The organism is Rhodococcoides trifolii, from assembly GCF_014635345.1.
Lineage (GTDB): Bacteria > Actinomycetota > Actinomycetes > Mycobacteriales > Mycobacteriaceae > Rhodococcoides > Rhodococcoides trifolii.
The window spans coordinates 1,239,488-1,261,148 of record NZ_BMCU01000001.1 but is presented as its reverse complement, the minus strand read 5'-3'; the positions used below and the strand labels follow the sequence as shown (position 1 = coordinate 1,261,148).

Below are 21,661 nucleotides of genomic sequence, written 5' to 3'. Positions count from 1 at the left end.
GGCAGGAATCGACGGGAACCGCCCCGTGCCTTCACGCGTCCAAGTTGGTGAGGAGGCAGCACATGCATAGGTATGCCGACAGGTGGGTGTCGTGACGGAGCTCGACGTCGACCCTCAGACCTACTATGACGCCGCCAGCAGCTGCAACGACGCGGCCGTCGCAGTCTTCACAGTTTTCGGTTCCGTGAGCAGAAACCTTGTCGTTTGCGGCGGAATGGCGGGTTCCGACGACGGCGAGGCAGCGTGGGCCGCGTCCTACGACCAACGCGCAATCGGAATCACGGCCACCGCGAAAGACGTCGTCAAGGCACTCGAGAACTACGCCGGCCTTCTCAGAACCGCCGGATTCAATCATGCTGCAGCCGAGTCAGATTCGACGCTGGGCAACTCTACTCAGCTGTCAATGGTGCCCGACCCAGCGCCGACTCCTGGGTGCGACTCGCCCCTGCCGCCGTCGGCGGGCGGTCCCGGCAACGGGCTTGTCGACGGAACGCTGGGGCTCGTCGCCCAGATTGGCGAGGCCGTCCCCGACTCGGACACGAACAAGCTCGCGAATGCCGCAGAGGCCTGGCTCCAGGTAGGTGACAGTTCCGAACTATGTGACGCCACTGCCGACCTGATCGCCGCTGTCAGTTCGTTCGGCGACACCATTTCGCCTGAAGTCGACCTCATCTTGGACGACCTGGAAGAACTTGCCACGAGCGTCGACGCGATCCGCATGGCCAGCACTGAGTTGGCGGACTCGTGCGGCGAGTACCGACGAAACGTCGAAGAGTTTCGCGGCGCTATGAGCCGTATCTTGAACGACCTTGCCGTTGAACTCGGTGTCACAGCCGCCATCACGGTGGCCGCCTCCTTCATCACGTTCGGCGCCGCGGCTGCTGTAGGCGCAGCCCAGTCTGCACACACGATTACCAAGTTTGCCCGCATTGTCGCCGAGGCCGTCGCGGCGTGGCGAGCCGCGAAGACCATCGAGCGAGGCGTCAAAGTCACGGACGATCTTCGTAGTCTCAGGCTCACTCTGGAGCGATTGAAATCCCTCGGACGCAACGTCGTCGACCGAATTCGCCCGACAGCACCGCGTCGGCAACTGTCCGAGTTGTTCGAGAACGGCGTTGCACCGAGGGCATCCGAGCTGGAGAACCTTGCCCGCGGGGAAGGTTGGACGCGAATGCAATCCCCTGGCGACCCCATCAAATTCGTGGACGAGAACGGCGTGGTCCGAGTGACGATCAAACGCGGCTCCGATCGAGCACCGGGCAGCGCCGACCCGCATGTCGAGATTCGCGACGCCTCGGTCAACGAACCGACCCGTTCGGGAATCCCGTCTCACGCCGGAGCCCCGACAACCACACACCGATAGAGTGGGATATGCCATGACGACCGACTACACGAGTTTGCCCGGACTGGCCGGGGTGTATCTCGAAGACAGCTACGTCACCGCGATCCGCGAGGGCGATGGCAACCTCGTGTTCGATCTCGATGCCGTCCTCACGCCATCACACCCGGCGTATCGTCCACCACGGCGTGGTGAGCAATATTGTTATGCCGCAGCCAGTTTAAATTTCCTGAGCCCGTCGGGGGTCGAGTGGATCCGCAGGAGCACGGTGCGCTCGACCGACGCCGACGGGCTCGACGACCTTGGCAACATCGACACGTTCGCACAATCAAGGAACAGCTATCGACTGGTCGGTGACTGGGGCGAGGTCGTGGTCCACACGGAAGTCGAACCACAGCTGACGATTTTTTAGCAAGCAGGACAAGCCTTAGCGCCTCGTACCCTGCAGAACAATTCAAGGGTCACTGCATCGCATGCGAACTGTTGCGCGATATTCGGTTTCTGTGGAACTCAACGCATTCGTTCAGACACCAGCTCAGCACGGAATGATGTAGCTGGGATCCGTTGTCGTGTCGAGCCACTTTCCATACGCCCCACCCCCGGCCGACGTCACTGCGGCGCACACCTGAGACTCGGACGGGCCGACCGCTTGGTATACGGCGTAGATCGCGTTCCCCTCCGCGGTGGCTTGTCGGAGTGACGGGCATGAATTGTCGGTACGTAGGTACTGAGCGCCCGGATTTGCCTGGAGCTGCGCAGCGACTTCCTGCTCATACGAATTCGGGTCAACCGCCGAATAGAGCACGACGATGCCCGTGCCGTCACATGCGGGGACCGAAATCGGGGTGGACGCTATCCCCAGATCGCCCGTCGCCTGCACGGCAGGTGGTGCACTCGGCACCGTAGTGGTCGGGGCTGAAGGGGCGAGAACGCCATCGGATCGCCCGGTCCATTTTGCCAATTCGTCACCCAGGGCATCGTTGTAGCGAATGGAGGCAATTGGTGGGCCCGTCACGTCGAACGCGACGACACCCTTCAGCAGATCGCCAGCGGTCACGGTGCCCGTGGTTAGTTGCCCATCAACTGCACCCAGTTCGGGGTCGTAGGACGTGCCGTCGGCGGCCCTAGCGCTGAAATACAGAGGGTTGACATTCGTTGTGCCCGCGACGCCTTCGAGAATCACCGTGACCTGCTGCAGCTGACCGGATGTAGACAATCCGTACTGCGACGCCCGAGCGGGAACCAAGCTGTCGACGGTGACGCGGGTGGTCACTCTCCCGTCGACAACTTCCTGCGTCCCGCCGATGGGAACTGATTGCTCGGTCACCGGTGCTTGTTCGGTGGATGGAGCGACCGTCGCCACGGCGGCGGTCGGATTTCCGTCGGTCGTCCCACATCCGGCTAACGCGAACGCGACCAACGTCGGGGCCAGCATCCACGCTGCCGTGCTCTTGCTCTTTGTTCGCTCGCCGTGGTCCACATGTCGATCTCACCACAAGATCGGGGGTACGCGAGCAGCGTTCTGATCACGAAAGGGCTGGGTCGAGGCCAACCGGCGGGTTCGTCAAGGGTGTGTGGGTCGACGATCACCGCCACGCTTATCGACATGAGCGCCCTCACGCAGGCGTCTGGTCCACCTGCACCCGCCGACCCGACGCCGACCTCCAGATCACGTGGTCGAGATCCGTCGGGTTGACTCCCATCCGCTCCGCCGCTTCCCGCACGAGTCGGGCGGTTGATTCAGGGGTGAGGTCGTTCCGCCCGGTCGCCTCCGCGACGAACCGAATGACCATTCTGTCGGCCTTTACTCCCGGTACCCCGACCAAAGTCAGCGCGTATTCCCAAGTGATGCCAGATGATTGAGCTTCGACCGAGGTCCAGAGCTTCTTGATTGCAGCTCTGCGATTATTGTTTGTAGGATCCAGCGCACCCACCTCACGAAGGTCTTGGGCTGTCCGCACTCCGCTATCGTGTAATGCCGTCGCGACACGCTCGATGACAGCCGCCTTTAGAGATGCCCCCTGCCGGGTGGATGCCGGCTTTCGATTGCCGACCTCGGAGGCCCACCCGTCGGCGCCTCCGTGCCGCTCGAACGACGCAAGTAGTTCGCTCGTGCCGTCGGTATTCGCCAGATCGCCGCGCTCGGACCGATAGCGCTTCACGACGTTGAGCACGCTCGAATAGTGGGACCCCGTCGACTGGATTGAGTCAATTATCGTCAATGCCAGACTGTTTGGATACCGATCCGGTCGAATCCAGAGGTCCGGGTCTCCCAACCTGCGGCACGCCACCAGGAGCGCGTCTGCATCGGAGACCGGAGTGGGCGAGACCTCGCTGAACGTACCGTCGAGGTTCTTGGCGACGCAGCTGATGCTGTGCTGGGCCATCAGTTCAACGAGGTCGAGCGCCGGGGGTTCCGGAAGCAAAATGGCCAGCGCCGGCTCGGTCTTGAACCATCGCCTGTAGTCGAGCAACTGGCCCAGGGCCATCCTCACTGCTTCACGAGACGCCGAGGCCTTCGCCTCGTAGAGCACGTTGCGCGTTTTATCGAATGCGTCCGCGAAGAGAGGTCGGGAGCCAGTAGTCGGTTGCATGCGGTAGCCGGTCACGTCGGATCCGTCGGCTCTGAGCTGCTCGACGAACTCGTCGACCAACGCGGCTTCCTCACGCACGGCCTCGTAGGAAGCGAATCCGCCGACGTTGTACGTCCGTACATGGTTGCGCTGTAACGGGATCGGGCCCGACGACCGGTTGGACCCGAACGAGCGACCGCCGAGCCAGGGGTTGCCGCGGGCTTCAGCGAGGTCTGCAAGGTGTTCGTCCCACATGGTGGCAAGGGCCGACGCCGACGGCTCATGGATCCTCCGTCCAGATCCATAGACCGGGAACTTGAACTCAGGGAGTCCCTCGACCAGCACTTCGGTAGGCAGCCGTTGTTCGTCGTCGAGCATGACGTCCCAGTCAACAGACACGTAATGAGCAGTCCCGGATCCAGACCAATGCCCACCGGACCATGTCCCGTCCGACGTCAGGGTGCCACTCGCAATGACACCCTTCACTTTGCCCGTTTGCAGGAGGTAGACGGTGTCACCCGAACGAGGGTCACCGAACCCCTGGCCGAAGCTCCAATCGTCCGGATACAGATCGCCACGTGCGGTGGTCTCGATCCATAGGTCGCGGGCCTCGTCCGCCAACCCATCTTCGCTGCCGTTCCACAGTACGAAGAAGCTCTTGTGTTCGGATTCCATACCAAGTGGTTCGAGACGAGTCGTGACGTCGATTGGTCGGGATACCACCGACACTGCGACGAGGTCGGCAGCGCCGTTACCGAGCGCAGATCAGAATGTCGAGCTCGCCGTCGAACTCGCTGCCTGGCAAAGCGCCGGGCGGAGAATAGTTGTACCGGTAGCGCGTCGGCCCAGCAAGCCGTTCCACTACATACTCGGCCGAGAATCCCTTGACCGGAAACGCCGACACTAGTTGCACAACGCCGTCGGTGACCGATCCATAGACGGCGGCGGTCGCATTCCTGCCTGCGTTCGACACGAACACAGTTCGCATCTTCCGGCTTTCGTCCACGACTTCGTCGAGCGCGAGGACCGTCCCGCTGGTCGCCAACGGATCAGTCAGAGTTGGCAACGCAACGTGCGCGACACGTTCCATGAGTGGGGCCGCCGATGCGGTGGGATAGAAGAAAGATGCTTTCAGTCCGAACGCCTCCGCGAGGTCAGCGGTCAGCCACCTCTCCCGCTTGAGCCCGTACGCGGTGACAACTGGGGACAGCAAATAGCCGTAGGTGTGCATCAGCCCTGCGTGCCCGATCGGAAATCCGTAGGCGTCCGGCAGACCACGATGAAGCCAGGTGAACACGCGTCGATTCAGCAATGGGAACTCGGCGTTCCCGTCGACGACCGTGGACGACGTCCACAACGCCATTTGCGCGGGGTCCGACTTCGACTCAGTGATCTGGTCGTCCAGCCATTTCGCAGAAACTGCAGCGACCTCAAGGTCTGCCGGATCAGACGAGCTTATTGCCTGCTCGATTGCCGACAAGGAATCGGAGATGTCGTTCACGTTCTGTCCGATCAAGCCCGCGGCAACAAGTACTCGGTGACCTTGTCCCAGTTCTCGAAGGGGGCGATGCCAAACTGCAGCCACTCACCTTCAAATCTGTTCGCGCCATTGGCACCTCGATCGTCGACGAGAAAGTTCCCGCGATTGAGGTTCTTGTGATGAGAGAGGATCAACCGCTTGTACGCAGCACTGCCCGACTCGTGACCGAGGTGTTTCTGAACCCACTTGACCTTGTCGTGCCACGCTTGAGCGTTCTTCCACGGCGCGGTCGAGAGGATGTAGGTGTCGAACTTCTCGGCGAGAACGGCATATGCGTCGAGGGCGCCGGGGAGCGGATCCATCAGAGAGAAGATGTGAGGTACTTCGTCGAGGTCGTTCTCGAAACCGACGATGTCGGCGGGGCTGAGGCGGTCGATACCGGACTGAAAGTTGACTATGGTGTTGTCTAGATCTAGGTACAGAATTTTCTTTGTGGGCACACGTCTCCTGAAGATTCGAAGGAGGGGCTTGCATCCGACTGGATGACAACCTCACTATAGCAAGCCGTTCTCCGACTAACCCATTCGTCTGTCTCAGAACGGCTTACGTGCGTCAGTCCAGCCACACCCTCCCGCCGAACCCACCTCGACTCCCCCGCTTCTCTGATGCCACCTCGTCCAATTTCGTCATCGTGATACCAAGATCGGTGGCCAGCGCCCTGACGACCTCATAGACGTCGGCAAGCTCCTCGGCTTTGTCGTCGTCAGCAGCATCGCGGAGCTCTCGACCCTCCTCGAAGAGTTTGTTGAACAACGCGTTTCGATATTCTTCAGCATCCAGGATCCTCGTCGAGGGGACGCGTCCCGAAGCCGAGATGATGTCGGGGATCAAGTCCCGTACAAGCTTGCCCATGCGTAGTAGTTTGCAGGAGTGTCGCCCACACCGCCATCGGATCCCTTGACCCTCGGCCAGCACCTGGTTGCGGTTCTGGAGACCGGTGCGAGAGTGGCCACGTACAAGCTCGCCGTCCTCGTCGCGCTTCTGGAGTTCTGCGTCGAGCACGTTCCGGAAGACCACGACGCCGAAGTGTCAGTCGATCTCGACGACCTCTCAGCACGGGTCATCGCGCTCTACTGGAGGCAGGTTCGCGACTTCGATGGTCACTACCTCCGACAGTCCTCGAACAAGGTGGCCAAAATCCCCGACGCGGTCCGCGACTTGGCATCGTCGACACGGTCTCACGGTCGAGAGATACCGCTGGACATCGCCGCACGGCGGGATCCCGACGCCTACCGACGCACGGTTGCGACTGTGAAGCTCGTGCTGGCGCAACAACCGCTGTTCCGTCTGCAGCGCGTCCCCGGCCGCTCGGCAACGGCCGCGTTCCTGTTCGACGACAGTTGGCTCAGCGACAAGGCCAGCGCCCGAACTATCCAAGATCACGGCAACTGCATCGTCCTGTTTCCCGGAGTCTGCTTCGCCCTCGCTCGACTGTCCGCGCTCCTCAAGCCTGCGCTTCTGATCGCGTGGGTCGACGACGTCCGGAGAATGAATTCGTATCTGTCCGAGACGGTTCCGGATCTCGAAGGGCACCTGTTCGGCTCGGACCGGGTCGCGCTGCAACGTCCCCGCGAAGTCTTGACGGAGGCATTCGGTGATCGGTGCTTCTACTGCGCCACCCGCCTAGGGCCGGCCGCGCATGTCGACCACGTGCTCCCCTGGTCGAGGGTTGGTATCGACGGACTGACCAATCTCGTGCTGGCCTGCCCACGGTGCAACACGAGCAAGTCTCAACTACTCCCTGACCGCGCCCACGTCGACCGTGCCCTGGACCGCGGACGTGCCGTGCTCGACGAACTCGCCGCGCGCATCGAGTGGCCCAGCCAGTTCGACCGGGTACGTACATCTGCCCGCGGCCTGTACGCCAGCCAGCCCGTCGGGTCACCCGTCTGGCGGGCGCCTCAGGACATCGTGTCGCTCCGTCTCGATGTCTCGTGGTTGACCTCCACCGACCTGCTTTCCTGACGCCTACAGCCGACCGAAATTGTCGGTACCCCCGTGTACAACTACGAGTACAGGTGGTCCTCACGACGGACACCTCCTCGCCGACATCCGCGGCACTTCCTCCGCACACCACAGAGAAGAGCACTATGCAACCAACCCCTTACGGACTCGATGGCATCCCCGCCGGGGACCCCGGCTTCACGGTCGCCATCGAGGTGGACCAGCGGTTGTCGACGCTGTCCCACGGCCAGCGCACCGCACTCCTGGATGCGGTCGGTCCGCATCTCCCCCACCTCGACCGGTCGCCTCTGGGCAATGCCCGCATCGTGTTCGAGTCGATGCACAGCGGCTGGTGGGAGTCCGGGCGGACCGCCATGGAGACGGTCAGGTCCACGAAAGGCGCATTTGCGATCGTCGGCATCGAGATCTGCCGGTCGGACCTCTGGCTCGCGGAACCGTTCCTGGACCACGACGCCGACGAACTCTTCGAGCTGCCCGAATGGTGCCACCAGATCGAACCGGCCGCCCAGTCCACTGTTGTCATCGAGGTCGAGCCGGCGCGGACACCGTCCGGTAAGCGCCGCACTACGCGACCACTCCTGAGATGCTTCTACCACCGGGAAGACGCACGGCTGAGTCAGTCCGCGACGAAGCGCCCCCAGTTGATCGTCGAGACCCGCGGACCCGCCGAGCACGGAGCACAGTCGATCGCCAAGGCGGCGCACTTCGTCAGCAAGGCATGGTCGATCACCCGCATCCGATCGCTCCGCGCGGACATCTATCGCGCCGAGACATCAATCGCGACAGCGCATTCTGGGACAACCGACGACGCGCAGATCCCTGACTGGCAATTGGTGTCGAACGACGTGGACCGATACGTGGTGGTCACCGATCCGTATGTCGACCTCAGCGGGTGGAGCGCCGACATCACCACGGTCGACGGACACACCCTCACGCGCCCGTTCTTCCTCGACAGCGTCTGGGTCGACGAAAGCGGGACGGCCAACATCGTCGGAGACGGATCGGAAGTCCCCGCCTGGACTGCCCGGATAGAGAACGCCAGTCACCTCGTCGCTCTCCGCAACGCAGACACGCGACTCGAGATCGATCCCTGGGACGGCATGGCTGCCTGGCTGGTCGAATCGATGCACGGGAAACCGGTCGGGCTTGTCATCGAACTCGGCCCCAGCGATTACGGACCAGCCGAAGAGGAGGAAGGCGCACCCGTGGTGTGCGCACAGATCCAAGTGCTCGACGACGGCGTCTTCATGGTGAGGCGTTCACGCGAAGTGCTCGGCTACCTCATGCTCGCGGACCACTCCGCCGACGGGCTCGAACTGGACACCTGGCACCACGACGACCATTTCGACGACTGCACCGACGGCTACCTGTTCACTCGAGACACCCGACTGATCGCGAACACCTGCATCACTTGGTTCCGTGACAACACAGGTATGACGACATCCGACGATCTCGGTTGCAACTACCGATTTGCGGACGAGCTGCCGCGCTCCCTCTGAACCACGACCGACCGACACAACAGACTGGATCACACTTGACAACTCAGCTCCTTGCCGACAGCTTCCGTGCGACGAAATTGAAGCACATGGACTCCGGCGCATTGGTATTCGCGATTCTGCACGAAGTCGACTCCACACGCGTCGACGAGGTACAGCTTCGCGCCTCCCTCGAACTGGCGACCGCCGCGCACCTCTCTCAGACTCGGATCGGTCGAGACGGCTATCCGGTCGACCCGTACATCGTGCATCCGCTGCGCAACGTGCTGCGGCTCATCCGGCTGGGGTGCGCCGACACCGACGTGCTCAGTGCGACGGCACTGCACGATACCGTGGAGGATCAGCCGGAGCAGATCGTATCGATCTTGTCCGGCGTGGAAACGACTAATACCGACGTCGCACTCCGACTGATTGCAGAACATTTCTCCGACGAGACAGCAAGACTCGTTGCGTCGGTGACGAATACACCGACAGACTCCACTTTGTCGAGATCCGAGAGGAACGACGCTTACGCCGGTCATGTTGAAACCGTGATCAGCGATCCCAAAGTGTTCCTGGTCAAGTACGCGGACTTCGTCGACAACGCCGGCAGCGTTCAGTATTTGGACGATGACGCCAAGCGCGAGAAGCTGAGCAAGAAGTACGCGCCACTGGTCCCGATTTTCTCGTCCGCGCTGGAATCACTGGACGGCCGGGTCGACCTCGATAAGGACGGCGTTGACGCCATTCGGGCTCGACTCGTCGCGTTGTCCGAGTCGCTGGGTGAAGCGCACTGACCCGAGCCGCTCTGATCTGTCAGCTCACCCCGATCGAGTTCGAAAAATCAACAGGACCGCACACGCGGTCTAAGTTACTCAGCCCCGGCACGCAACCGAGCTCGGGGCAGTTTAAGAATGAGGTACACCTATGAAGGTTTTCTACTCCCCCCAATACGTCGGAGCGACCCACGCATTCGACACCACCCGTAAGGCCGGGTGGATCGCCGATTCGCTCACCGAGCGCCTCATCGCCAGTGTCGAGATCGTGTCGCCGAGACCCGTGTCATTCGAGCAACTGAACCCTGCACACTCGACGACTTACATTCAGGCCGTTCAGAACGGCAACGACCGATTGCTCGCTGAGGGCAACGGGTTCCAATGGTCCCATGACCTTTATCCGATGGTCGCGTCATCCAACGGTGGCGCCATCGACGCTGCGTACGCCGCTCTGTCCGACGGTGTCGCCGGCTCACTGTCATCCGGGTTGCACCACGCAAGCCGCGACAACGGAGCCGGCTTCTGCACGTTCAACGGGTTGGCCGTCGCCGCTCTCGATGTCCTTGCCACCGGCGCTGCTCGCAACGTGATGATCGTGGACTTCGACGCCCACAACGGCGGCGGAACCGCCGACATCATCGGTGGCAACACGTCAGTGATCCACGTCGACGTGTCCGTCGACAGTTTCGACCGGCACGAAGGGTCGGTGATGGTCGACGATGCCGCCGATTACCTGCCCACCTGCGCCACCGAACTGTCCGACGCGATCGCCAACAACGACGTCGACCTGGTCCTTTACAACGCAGGGATGGATCCGTTCGAGAAGTGCGACATCGGTGGTCTCGACGGCATCACCCACCCGCTGATTGCGTTGCGCGAACAGCTGGTGTTCGACGCTTGCCGCCACGCCGGCATCCCCGTGGCGTTCGTCATGGCCGGTGGTTACACGGGCAGCCGGTTGTCGCAGGACGGTGTGGTCGAGCTGCACCGCATGACCATCGCGACAGCGGTGGACCGCTACGCCTGCACCGACATCATCGGTGGAGCGACACCGATCGCCGCCGCGTAGTCGGTGGCCGGTACCACAATCAGTCCCCGTCGACACCGAGCCAACAAACCTCATAGACCGTGGATACGCCGCCAACAACGCCCGCACCGACGGTTCCACCCGCGACCACGCCGGCGACTCCGTCGGCCGCGCGCGCTCGTACTGCAGCGGCCGCAACGACTTCACCGCCTTCGCCACCGTGTCGCGCGAGAGCCCCTACCGGCGAGCGATCTCCGCCTGCGAGATCCCCTCCGAGCCATGCAACCGACGAATCAACGCCCAGTCCTCCACAATGATCAATACTCAACCGTCCAGATGAGTGCTCACTCTTCGACCGGACTACATGCTCGTTTTTTAACCGGAGCCGACAGATTCAACCCAAGTGGGGGGAGTTCCTCTTCCCTACTCGACCCTTGATGTCACGGCTTTGTCGGACTTGAGAGCTGCTGTTGGGCTGCGCTGCGAAGGTCCAGTCGTGATGGTCACTAGTGTGCTGATGGCGTCATGGATTGGATGACTACGGCCGGGCTGATTGAATGCTCAGGTGACAACAGATCAGAACGACACTCGGTCAGAGAGAACCACGGAGTTCTGGACCAACACGAAGTTCTGGACCAGAGCGAGCACCACCATTGCCCTTGTCGTTGCCGTGTTACTCGTTATCGTGTTCATCGCGATGCTGAACCATGTCGTCCTATGGGCAAGCTACACCTCGTCACAGCTAGCCGCCGCCGGCGGGTGGGTCGGCGGAATCGGGTCGCTGTTAGCAGTTTCTGTTGCTCTAACAGCCTCACACTTCGCCCGTAGGGATGCAGAACGGCACGTTAAGACCCAATTGCTCGCCGAACACCGAACGCAGCAGATCGACGCCCTGCTTATGATGTGGCAGACGGTGTCGGACCTCTACTTACAAGCCGATCAGTACAAGAACCGAATCAGCGAGTTCCAGCTCGAACTGATTGATCAGGAACGGCTGAGCGAGGAAGAAGGTCCATTTGACAGAGCTGTCCGCCAGGCATCTGTTGCTTCTACACGCGCAGTGGTAATTGTTGATAACCATGCAGTCAGTGGCCTCGTCGCCCAGATAGTTGCCGACTGCGAAGTCCTTGCGCAGTCGATCCGGGTCGCGAACGACAACCTGGGTACCCAACACCACGTTGATCTACTTGTCGTCCACGAACAATTGTCCACTATTGACGCACACCGCAGCACACTCACTGACACAATCCGACGTGAACTACCGAACCCAGCATTAACTCGTTTTATATCGGAAGTGAGCGCAACTCAAGTAGGCCCACCAACGGCAAATAAATAGTCCGTATTCTGCTCAATCCAAGAATGGAATGGCTCCACAAAATGCAGGTGCTCATTTATATGACCGGCCCATGGTGGTGACTGATCTACTCGCTAAAGCCTTACCTGACTTATTGGTTTCGGTTAAATGCCGAGAAGGCAGTAGACAACGCGGCTAGCGTGAAGTAACTCGATGACGACGTGATGCGCGAGAAGCTAAGACGCGACTGCGCGCCATTGGTGCGCACCTTGGCGCCGCGCTGGACTCCGATCAGGACAAATTGGGACTCGAGCGAGCCGCATCGACGGAATTAAGGCTCGACTGGTAACTCTCGATTCCCCTGGTGCTGAGCCCTTTTGTACCAACGAGATTGGCGTGCACCTGTCGAACGCAACTCGGAAGATCTTAATCTGCTGCAGGTCCGTGGAATCTAGAGTGAACCGCGGGGAGCGGAACGCTCCGTCGAGAAACACTGCATCGGACAGGTCGTACACAGCGTGCAATCAACTTCTGTTGTGATGGCACCAAACCCTGCTGAGCTGGTATCAACAGGCATGCTCTAGGGGTTGTGGATCGACGGGAACGTTCGCACCGCGTGTTCGAATGCGCCTCAGAAACTTGCATGGCCGTGACGACACGATCCTCAGAGGGTTACCTCTACTAGGTCGAGAGGACGCCCGCTGTCAATGGCCATGTCGGCGCCCCCGCTACTGAGCATCGTTATAAAGCGTCGGCGACGAGGCGAAACAGCAGTTTAGTTCCAGTGTCGTCGAACGGCGCGAAACCATCTCGTCGACGATCAGATCGCCCCGCAGCAGCCATTCGATGACCTCAGCACGGTGCTGTCGACGGGCCCCCGCTACATGGTTTCGACGAAATCGACGGCGGTGAATTTGCGAATCTTATGCCCGGCTTGGACCGCGGCGACCCCGAGGCCTATGAGGGTGTGCGATGTCCCGGTTCCGCCCGGTCCGATCATCGCCAGATCCGATTGTGTCCAAACCAGTTCCAAGGTGGCCAAGTAGGCAACACCTCCGGCTGTATTGAGGACGCGTCCACGTCGAACGACTCCAGCGTCTTCGTCACCGGAAACCCCGCAGCCTTAGGTCGGGTGCCGATGCTCGAAGCATCTCGGGCGGCGAGATCTGACTTGACGAGAATCGGTCTGCGCAGGAGAACTAGTCGCGAACTCTCACCGCCTGGTTCAAGTCGAGCTCAAAGTCGACGGACCGGCCAGAAGATGCATCTCGCAGCACGAGCCGAATTTGCGGAGGACCGTAGGTCTCGACCGTTTCGACACTAGAGAGTACTCCAGCGGTGTACCAATCTATGGCTATCTCTCGTCCCAAATATTCCTCAGGTTCCTGCGCTATCTGAAATGCGGTCGGGTTGGACGAGAACATTTCTAGTACTCCCATTCTTCAGGCACGCAGCAGGCGGCGGCATACCCTACTGTTCCACAAAGCCCAGTCCCGCGGCGTGGATCTTCACCCACTTGCCGAAGGCAGGCCCCCAAAGTGATTGCAGGCGCAAAAGAGCCAGCGTCTAGTGGGCCGCAAGTTTGTCCCATTATGGGGGGAACAGGCGACGCGGTGGTTGAAGAAACGCATAGTGCGTCCGTCCGCCTCCAAGATCACCAGGTATACGCTGGGTCGATACGCTGGCGACGTTTGAGCAAGGCTCGGGAAGCACGACCAGGCCGCAGCTCAGGGATCTGCCACTCGATCTGCCCGCAGGTCGTCGACACCGTCTCGGACTTGTACCCGTGGCGGAAGTTCTCGCGATCCTTGATCACCACAAACATCAATACGGGTGGGGAATTTCACCTGGCCACCAGCTGGGGCCAACGACTCGGCCATTGACAAGGCCTGGGGAGCGAGCCTGGTTCCCCAACCGGCACGACCGGACCTGATGTTCTCGGCTCCTTGGTGACCATCTGCAACTGGGTCGAGTCCTTGAAGTTTCTGAACACATGAACAGTCGTTCACCGAGCTCGTCCAGGGCTTCCTGGCTCATACGTGCAAAATCAATCGAACTGTAGTCAGCCGGTTGCTCGCCGAACCTGCCGCTTCCTCCTCTGGGTCCGTGGGCTTAGGGGCAGTCAAAGCTCCTGACCAGTACGTTGAAGGTGTGAACGCCAAAAACGGACTCGGTGCCGAGCGGACAACGCGACTGCTCTCGGGATCTATCTGGGACGAACTGACTCCCCTTGTGAAGTCATTTCAGAACCACATCTCAGCAGCAATTGCATTCGTCGGCACCCAAGGAGCCCAAACACTGCCCCTGGGTAGAGGTTCGAGCATAGTGGTGAACGCTTCGAAAAACGCTGTGGCCTCTGGTTCCACCGATCCGAACACCCTTCTTGCATGGTCGAAGAAGGGTGTCGTGTTGTACTCGCATTCAAAACTTCACGCGAAGGTTTTGCTCTTCGAGCCAGACAGGCAGGATGCGTTCGTCGTTGTTGGATCTGGCAACGCATCCGGCGCATCAGCCACCACTTGGTCGGAAGCTGCCTTGATGACCGACAGCTTGGAATCGATCGATGAGACTCGTGATTACCTGGTTGCGGTCAAGTCCGATGCCAAAAAATTGACCCAGTCCGACCTCGCGGCACTGATTGATATCTACGGAACAAAGCGCAACGACAAGGTCGCCAATACCGACTACGAGGATGACGATGACGACGGCGGGCCCGATGCCCTGCCACCGACGGAAAAGGTCTACCAACTATTCCCTGCACTGATGTCGTACGACGACACTCTATCCGCCGAGGCCGAGCATATCGCCGAGGAATTGGCAGCCAAACACGTTGCGGCTATTGACGAGTCCGGATTACCAGGCGAAAAGTTTCTTTACACTTTTCACGACGAACTCTTCGATGGGGAAAGCGCGCGGCTCGACGAAGGCGTACATGTTGCCGCAATCATGGGGTCTCGCAAAAGTCGAGCACACCCATCGAATGAAGTCTATCCACCGGCACGTGTCATTCATCGCTTCATCGACAAAAACGCGTCACCCCAACGGGCATACTACTTTCTCCTCGGTCACAATTCGGCGCACGAACCCATATTGGAGGACTTACGCGAAATATTCACCAAAATCGGAGTTACTCTGGACCACCAGTCGGGGTATACACGCCCACACGTCTTGGCTGCCATCCTGAGCCTCTGGCCTGATCTCACTCACTTGAGAACAGGTTTTTAAACATGACAGAACTGCACCTTGCATGACCGTGAACCAGGCGCGTAGTGCTCTACGAACTCTCCGCGCGTGAAAGGATCCCACAATGGCTCTGTCACCCGTTCGTCGTCGTGAGATCTTGCAGGCCCTTCGCCACGGAACGGTTCCTTCAGGCAGTCTCGACGTTCTCGCAGTAGGTATCGATCGCTTTCGCTCAACCGTGGAGGAAGACCTGGAGTCTGTGGTGACGGGCGGATCGATGTTCAAAGCTGTGCGGGGCGAGTACGGCTCGGGCAAGACCTTCTTCGCTCGGTGGGTAGCTCACATGGCTCTGCAACGCGGAATGGCGGTGGCAGAAGTACAAGTGAACGTGTCGGAAACCCCGTTGCACAAGCTTCAAGCCATCTACCGGCGGTCGGTGGAGTCACTTCGCACCGAGTCCGCTCCGCCCTCAGCGCTGCGTAATGTGGTCGACGCGTGGCTCTACGCGATCGAAGAAGACGCTGCGGAACTGTCCGGTAGGCCAGAACCCCGTCCCTCCGACGTGACTTCGCTGATGGAGAAGCGTCTGGAGGACGTATCGCGTGTGACGCCAGCTTTTCCGATGGCCCTCCGCGCCTATTACATGGCACTTGAGCGCAACGATGTCGCGGTGGCTGACGCACTGCTGGCATGGCTCGGAGGGCAACCCAATGTCAGTGCTGCAGCCAAGGCGCGAGCCGGCATCCGAGGCGAGGTCGACCACAACGTTGCTCTCGGCTTCGTGCAAGGCCTACTCGCGGTGCTGCGCGGCGCACGCCACCCGGGTCTGCTGCTAGTGATCGATGAGGTTGAGACAGTGCAGCGCATGCGGTCCGACGTACGAGAAAAAGCACTGAACACCCTCCGCCAACTCGTGGACGAAGTGGACTCGGGCCGCTACCCGGGCCTGTACGTATTGGTCACCGGGACGCCAGCCTTCTTCGACGGCAGGATGGGTGTCCAGCAATTGGAACCGCTCGCGCAACGACTGCACACGGACTTCTCAGGCGACGTGCGGTTCGACAATCCTCGAGCTCCACAGCTGCGCTTGTCGCCCTTCGATTTCGACAAGCTGACGGAGGTGGGCAGACGAGTGCGAGACCTCTTTGCAGAGGGAACGACTGATCCAGAACGGGTGCGGACATTGGTCGACGACGGCTATATCTACGATCTCGCAGTCGCTGTAGCAGGGAAGTTGGGGGGTCGTGTCGGAATTTCTCCGCGCCTGTTCCTTCGCAAGCTGGTGCTCGACGTGCTCGACAAGGTGGACCAATTCGCTGACTTCGATCCGCGGACGCATTACTCCGTTATGATCGGCGCAGCCGACTTGACCGAGGCAGAGCGCGAAATGGTCAGCGCGGAGGATGTGCCGCTCTAGCGAACACCATAGTGCTCGAACAACATTGGCACGTTGAGTACGAGCTCACCATCCGCCGTCGCCAAAATTGCAAGTCCATCATCATTGATGACCTGCTCCAGCACTGCTGCACTCTGGCGAGCTCGCGCGGGTCGAATACCGAGAAGCGAGCCAAGGCGATTCAGGGTGATGCGCCCTCCGGCACCGGTAAGTGCGCTCAGCACCAGCGCGATGGACCGCGGTGCAAATCGGGGCCGGTACGTGTTGTACCTGTCCTGAAATCCCGGTGTGTCCAGCACAGCCTGTACTCTTCGGTCGATCGGTGGCTCGTCGACGTCGACGCTGATGACGGGTTGATGCGAAATACCCTCAGTTTGTTCAGCCGCCTGTGGCACAGCAACCGAACGCAGGTCGAAGATATCGGTGAGCATCTCGACGAGCTGTTCCGCGATAGCGCGATCCACCTGCATCGATTGGCTACTCTTGCGATTCGAGGCGCGCGCGTCCGAGCCAAACGTCGACAGATGCACCAATGGTTCTCCCGAACCGTCTGCCACAACGGCGAATTCGCAATCCACCTCGGTGGCGTGCGCACCGACCCGCTGAGTACTGGGTGCCAACGACCTGATCTTTGCCACGTCAACCTCCGCTGTAGACGTCGCCGGACCGGCGAATCAGCAGAAACTAACATGCGCGCAGACGCTTACTCGCCGGCTCAGTAGCAAGGCACCCTTCGACAGCAATCGGAGCGTCCTGCAACGCAGCGGGTGCTGGAAACGATACGTTCGTTGACAGGGAACGACCGCCCGAGCAAGACGTGGCGGCGCCGTACGAGTGGGAGTCATGTGAAAGACGGTCGTTGGGTCGAGGTCTCTCCCTCACAGTTCGCCCACGAGCAGGCAGGGCTCGACGTAGTCAAGGCATTACTTCCGGACGCCCCCCCGTTCAGGGCATGGTCGAACTTCGAGTTCCGTGACAACTCTGGTCGGTGGCATGAGGTCGACCTACTGGTCCTTGCCCGAGACACTCTGTACTTGATCGAGTTGAAGCACTACCGCGGCACGATTAGGGGTAACGACCACGTGTGGTCACGCGACGGGCGACGTTCGGAGGACTCACCCTTGCTGCTCGCGCGACGCAAGGCGCAGCGCTTCTCCACGCTGTTGAAGGACACTCTGCGCGCCAAGGTCGGCAACTATCCGCGCAACGCCGTTCCTTATGTACAAGAACTGGTGTTTCTGCACCACCCCGACACCCGCTGCGAACTTCCAGACCATTCCAAGATCAACCTGTACGGGCTTGACGGCGATGCTTCGACTGGCCTCCCGGGCCTGTCTCATCGACTCCTCGCACCGGCTACTCGCGCTCCCGTGACCGAGGAGGGTGGGCTCCTCATCTCGGATCTCATGAAGGCGATTGGGCTTGCTCCTCGACGACAGCGCGAGGTCGGTTCCTGGATCATCGACGAGACACCCCTCGCAGACGGTGACGGCTGGCAAGACTGGCCGGCGTTTCACCACGTCGACACCGAGCGCCACGCGAGAATCCGTTTCTACGTACCGAAGCCGGGTGCCTCATCGGCTGACGCGTTTGCACGGCGGAGCGCGGTCGAACACGAGTTCCGACTTCTCGCACGGCTGCGGCACGACGGGCTACAGGTACCAGTGGACCTGGTCAACAATCCTGAACTAGGTGTTGGTCTCGTCTTTCCTCAGGCAAAAGATGACGTCCCTCTCGACCTGTGGCTGGCCGACCATCGCGGCCGCCTGACGTTGGAGCAGCAGTTCGATCTGATCGCTCAGCTCGCAGACATCGTGCAGTACGCGCACCGAAACCGAGTCGTTCACAGATCTCTGAACCCGAGAGCCGTGTCGATTCGTGAACGCGGCACAGCCAACCTCGTGGTTCAGGTGCTCGATTGGGACACCGCCGGAGTCCTGCCGGCGAACGCTGATTCGGGTGTAACCCGATTGTCCGAGGGTCCGCTCAGCGTGATGGCTGGGTCCATGAGCGACGCAGCGAGGACCTTCTCCGCGCCCGAAGGTCTTCGCCCCGCAGATCCCGCCAAGCTCGACGTCTTCGGTCTCGGCGCTCTGACCTTCTACCTGATGTCCGGTGGCACGAACCCAGCAACCGACCGAGGCGGCCTGTTGGAGCGTCTCCAGAGGGAAGGCGGACTGGACCTCGCTGCAGAGGTCCCGCAAGTTCCGACTGCGTTGAGACAACTCGTTCTCGACGCCACCAAGGGCAGCCCAGCCGAACGCACAGAGTCTGTCGCGCTCTTTGTTGACGGTCTCAACGATGTTCGCACTGAACTCGTTCGAATCGATGACGACGTCGACCCGACGTCGGCTGGGCCGGGGACCAAGCTGGGTACAGATGGCCGCTTCGTCGTGACTCGGCGCCTCGGGGTGGGATCCACTGCGGTCGGACTTCTGGTCGAGGACAAGCAGGTCAAAGCCGAGCGGGTCCTTAAAGTGTCGCTCAATTCCGATGCAGCGCAACGATTGCGGGCGGAAGCTCTCGTACTCAGCAAACTCCAGAACGAAGACCGGATTGTCACCCTCCATGACGTTCTTGACGACCTGGACGGACACACCGCACTTCTTCTGAGTTTCGCCGGTCGCACGACCCTGGCCGAGGAAATGGCGTCGCGGGCCGGCAGCTTGTCTCTCGATCAGCTGGAGCGGTGGGGTTCGGACATCTTGGCCGCCGTGGTCGCTCTAGAACGGTCGGGGGTCATGCACCGCGACATCAAGCCGTCCAACCTGGGAATCAAGACCACCAAGGCGTCGTCGGACAGCAGAGTTCTGATGTACGACTTCTCGATGGCAGGTATCGACGTGAGAAACGTCGAAGCAGGTTCGCCGCCTTATTTGGATCCATTCCTCGGCACGGGCGGCCGAACGCAGTACGACACAGCTGCTGAGAGGTACGGCGCAGCAGTGGTGCTGTTCGAGATGGCAACCGGCGGCACTCCTCGCTACGGAACCGACGCACAGGCCAACCCGGCGGTGGTCACCGACGACATCACGTTAGACCCCGACGCTTTCGATTGTGCGGTCCGAACTGGAATGCTCACCTTCTTCCGATCGGCGCTGAGTCGGACGGCCGGGCAACGTCCCGACACGGCTGAAGACATGCTTCGTTTGTGGCAGAACGCGTTTCACACGGTCGATGACAAGAAGACCGCTGAGGACGACGATCGCGTCCGAAAAGCAGATGCCGGTACGCTCCTGGCACAGGCGGGGTTGTCTGTCCGAGGTGCCTCCGCGCTACTCACCCTCCAGGTAACCACGGTGGGCGAGCTACTTGCCCTCGATGTGGCTTTGTTGAATCGCCTTGTCGCTCGCGAAGGCCGAGACACACGACGCGAAATCAAAGATCGATATCGAGAATGGACCGCGCGGCTCGGAAAACAACGGCGGCGCGGCCGCGACGGCCTCATGGGACTCACCGACGCAAAAGACCTGCTGCTCAATGCGGTCACAGAAAGCCGTGGTTCCAGCACACGCAGACAAGCCGCCGAGGCAATTCTCGGAGCAACACCCGGCATCGACGAATTCGCTTCGGTGACGGAGATTGCAGCGCATCTCGGTAAAGCACCTCAGCGCGGCCCCCAGCTGATCAAGGAGCTGCAGAGCGATTGGGCGGAGGACGACAAAGCCCGCGCACTTCTCGATGCTCTGGTCGACAGCGTCACAACCATCCTGAACGAATCAGGTGGCGTAGCGGCTGTGGCCACACTTCGGGAGGAGGTCAGATCTCGACTTCCCGCCGACGCCGCGTCGCCGGGTGACGTCACTGCCAGGGCAGAAGCCGACAGACTCGCCGGCGGTCTTCTGCGAGTCGCGCTCGATCGCTTGACGGAGTGGGAATCGGCATCCGGGGTTCAAGAGTTGGTCAGACGACGTCACGGCCGCCGGCTCACATTGATCGCCCAGGACGAGTCGCTGTTGGCTGCCGCCGAGGCTGCCGCCGCTCATGCTGATGACCTCGTGACGTCAGACCTACACGCGGTCATCCCCGCCGCTAAGGCAGCGAGTGCCCTTCGAATGGCTTTTTCGGACGGGTATAGCAAGGCATCCGGTCAGGATTCAGAGATGATCTCTCCGCCGTCGGAGCAACGACTTGTCAAGCTCGCTGCGGCGGGTTCCTCCCAGGCAGCGGTATCGGGACGCGGTGAGCTGCACAATATCGCGATATCACCCGCAGAATGCTTGAAGCTGGCTCTGTCTGGAATTTCTCAGGTAGAAACGTTGTCGCCCAACCAGATTCAAAGCCGCGTGGCAGCGCGTTTTCCCGCGCTCGACCGCCTTCCCCACCGCCCCAGACTGGACTCAATCGTCGAGCACAGTGGAGTGGGATTGACCTTCGACGGAAGCAACTATCACTTCGCTGACGCCCGTCCTTCAAGCGTCACCAACCTGCAGACGAGGACAAGCACAGGGGTCCGTGGATCTTTTACGGGGTCAGGCTCAACAAAGACGGCCGGTGATAGCTCCATCACCCGTCAGAGGTCGGAAGCACTACTCGCACAATCTATTGCGGAGCGCGGCTTCATGGCGGTCAAAGTCCCTGTCCCACCGACCCGCCCTTCTGCTCATCTTGCTGTTGCCCAAGCGCTTGCAGATCGTTACGGAGGCGAGGTCTACGACATCACCGGGTCGATTATCGACGCGATGAGCGCAACCGCCAGAGAGCGCGGTATTTCCTGGGATCTAGTTCGTGCTGCCGATGCTGCACCATCTCCAAGCAAAGATGCAACCAGACTGCAGACGCTTGTCGGTTTGTCGATGCCCTCGGTAATCAATCACCTCCGGCAGATGGCGTTCAGCGCAAACGACACCAGTAGCCCGTTGGTGCTGACGGAACCCGCTGCGCTTGCCCGGTATGGAGCTATGGATCTTTTGCCGGTGCTCAGCGATCTCTCGGTACGACGCGTACGTCCAATATGGCTGGTGCTCCCGCAGATTAGAGGTCAACGCGGGCTTTACATCGACCACCGGTCAGTCCAACTGAGCTCTCCCGGTGGCCAATTCGTTTCTTGGGACATCGGTTGGGCGTCGCCCTCTGAAGTAGAAGGAGCTTAA

General features: G+C 60.7%; 17 protein-coding genes and 2 pseudogenes. 10 read left to right on the top strand and 9 right to left on the bottom strand.

What is annotated here, in order from left to right; all coding sequences use genetic code 11:
* The first annotated feature begins 91 nt into the window (after window positions 1-91).
* Window positions 92-1,363, top strand: coding sequence for a hypothetical protein (locus IEW02_RS05870; protein WP_188543697.1), 1,272 nt, complete (start codon window positions 92-94; stop codon window positions 1,361-1,363).
* 13 nt (window positions 1,364-1,376) lie between these two features.
* Window positions 1,377-1,751, top strand: a complete 375-nt coding sequence (locus IEW02_RS05865) for a hypothetical protein (protein WP_188543696.1) — start codon at window positions 1,377-1,379, stop codon at window positions 1,749-1,751.
* Between the two features lie 123 nt (window positions 1,752-1,874).
* Here IEW02_RS05865 and IEW02_RS05860 read toward each other — a convergent pair whose 3' ends face one another.
* From IEW02_RS05860 to IEW02_RS05840, 5 genes are all read right to left on the bottom strand, one after another.
* Window positions 1,875-2,666, bottom strand: coding sequence for a DUF1942 domain-containing protein (locus IEW02_RS05860; RefSeq protein WP_188543695.1), 792 nt, complete (start codon window positions 2,664-2,666; stop codon window positions 1,875-1,877).
* Window positions 2,667-2,955: 289 nt separating this feature from the next.
* Window positions 2,956-4,587 carry a DUF8548 family protein gene (locus IEW02_RS25060; RefSeq protein WP_229745792.1) on the bottom strand — a complete coding sequence of 544 codons (1,632 nt, stop codon included), beginning with the start codon at window positions 4,585-4,587 and terminating at the stop codon, window positions 2,956-2,958.
* A gap of 76 nt (window positions 4,588-4,663) precedes the next feature.
* Window positions 4,664-5,413 (bottom strand): hypothetical protein, encoded by a 750-nt coding sequence (locus IEW02_RS05850; protein WP_188543694.1) that lies wholly within the window; start codon window positions 5,411-5,413, stop codon window positions 4,664-4,666.
* An 11-nt stretch (window positions 5,414-5,424) separates the two neighbouring features.
* The gene (locus IEW02_RS05845; RefSeq protein WP_188543693.1) at window positions 5,425-5,892 is read right to left on the bottom strand and encodes a 5' nucleotidase, NT5C type; all 468 of its coding nucleotides are present in this window, start codon (window positions 5,890-5,892) and stop codon (window positions 5,425-5,427) included.
* Between the two features lie 112 nt (window positions 5,893-6,004).
* Complete coding sequence (locus IEW02_RS05840) at window positions 6,005-6,304, bottom strand: nucleoside triphosphate pyrophosphohydrolase (RefSeq protein WP_188543692.1); 300 nt, start codon at window positions 6,302-6,304, stop codon at window positions 6,005-6,007.
* Window positions 6,305-6,322: 18 nt separating this feature from the next.
* On the opposite strand from IEW02_RS05840, the gene IEW02_RS05835 reads away from it, so the two are divergent.
* The 4 genes from IEW02_RS05835 (at window position 6,323) to IEW02_RS05820 (ending at window position 10,737) form a co-directional block, all read left to right on the top strand.
* Complete coding sequence (locus IEW02_RS05835; RefSeq protein WP_188543691.1) at window positions 6,323-7,417, top strand: HNH endonuclease; 1,095 nt, start codon at window positions 6,323-6,325, stop codon at window positions 7,415-7,417.
* A 1,100-nt stretch (window positions 7,418-8,517) separates the two neighbouring features.
* A complete protein-coding gene (locus IEW02_RS05830) occupies window positions 8,518-8,916 on the top strand; it encodes a hypothetical protein (RefSeq protein WP_188544037.1) in 399 nt (132 codons plus the stop codon).
* A 35-nt stretch (window positions 8,917-8,951) separates the two neighbouring features.
* On the top strand, window positions 8,952-9,689 hold the full coding sequence (locus IEW02_RS05825; RefSeq protein WP_188543690.1) for an HD domain-containing protein: 738 nt from the start codon (window positions 8,952-8,954) through the stop codon (window positions 9,687-9,689).
* A gap of 130 nt (window positions 9,690-9,819) precedes the next feature.
* A complete protein-coding gene (locus IEW02_RS05820; protein WP_188543689.1) occupies window positions 9,820-10,737 on the top strand; it encodes an arginase family protein in 918 nt (305 codons plus the stop codon).
* 57 nt (window positions 10,738-10,794) lie between these two features.
* On the opposite strand, the pseudogene IEW02_RS25055 reads toward IEW02_RS05820, so the two are convergent.
* A pseudogene (locus IEW02_RS25055) lies at window positions 10,795-11,007 on the bottom strand (MarR family transcriptional regulator); the annotation flags it as partial.
* A 253-nt stretch (window positions 11,008-11,260) separates the two neighbouring features.
* Here IEW02_RS25055 and IEW02_RS05815 point away from each other — a divergent pair.
* Window positions 11,261-12,031, top strand: a complete 771-nt coding sequence (locus IEW02_RS05815) for a hypothetical protein (RefSeq protein WP_188543688.1) — start codon at window positions 11,261-11,263, stop codon at window positions 12,029-12,031.
* Window positions 12,032-12,736: 705 nt separating this feature from the next.
* Here IEW02_RS05815 and IEW02_RS25525 read toward each other — a convergent pair.
* A pseudogene (locus IEW02_RS25525) lies at window positions 12,737-13,168 on the bottom strand (ATP-binding protein); the annotation flags it as partial.
* A gap of 475 nt (window positions 13,169-13,643) precedes the next feature.
* Window positions 13,644-13,814, bottom strand: a complete 171-nt coding sequence (locus IEW02_RS25460; protein WP_371829908.1) for a transposase — start codon at window positions 13,812-13,814, stop codon at window positions 13,644-13,646.
* Window positions 13,815-14,140: 326 nt separating this feature from the next.
* Here IEW02_RS25460 and IEW02_RS05800 point away from each other — a divergent pair, with 326 nt between their 5' ends.
* The gene (locus IEW02_RS05800; protein WP_188543686.1) at window positions 14,141-15,214 is read left to right on the top strand and encodes a phospholipase D family protein; all 1,074 of its coding nucleotides are present in this window, start codon (window positions 14,141-14,143) and stop codon (window positions 15,212-15,214) included.
* A gap of 82 nt (window positions 15,215-15,296) precedes the next feature.
* Window positions 15,297-16,589: a BREX system ATP-binding protein BrxD gene (gene brxD / locus IEW02_RS05795; protein ID WP_188543685.1), complete on the top strand. Its 1,293-nt coding sequence runs from the start codon at window positions 15,297-15,299 to the stop codon at window positions 16,587-16,589.
* On the opposite strand, the gene IEW02_RS05790 is transcribed toward brxD, so the two are convergent.
* Window positions 16,586-17,206: a hypothetical protein gene (locus IEW02_RS05790; protein ID WP_188543684.1), complete on the bottom strand. Its 621-nt coding sequence runs from the start codon at window positions 17,204-17,206 to the stop codon at window positions 16,586-16,588. The genes brxD and IEW02_RS05790 overlap by 4 nt on opposite strands.
* Window positions 17,207-17,413: 207 nt before the next feature.
* On the opposite strand from IEW02_RS05790, the gene pglW reads away from it, so the two are divergent.
* Window positions 17,414-21,661, top strand: a complete 4,248-nt coding sequence (gene pglW, locus IEW02_RS05785) for a BREX system serine/threonine kinase PglW (protein WP_188543683.1) — start codon at window positions 17,414-17,416, stop codon at window positions 21,659-21,661.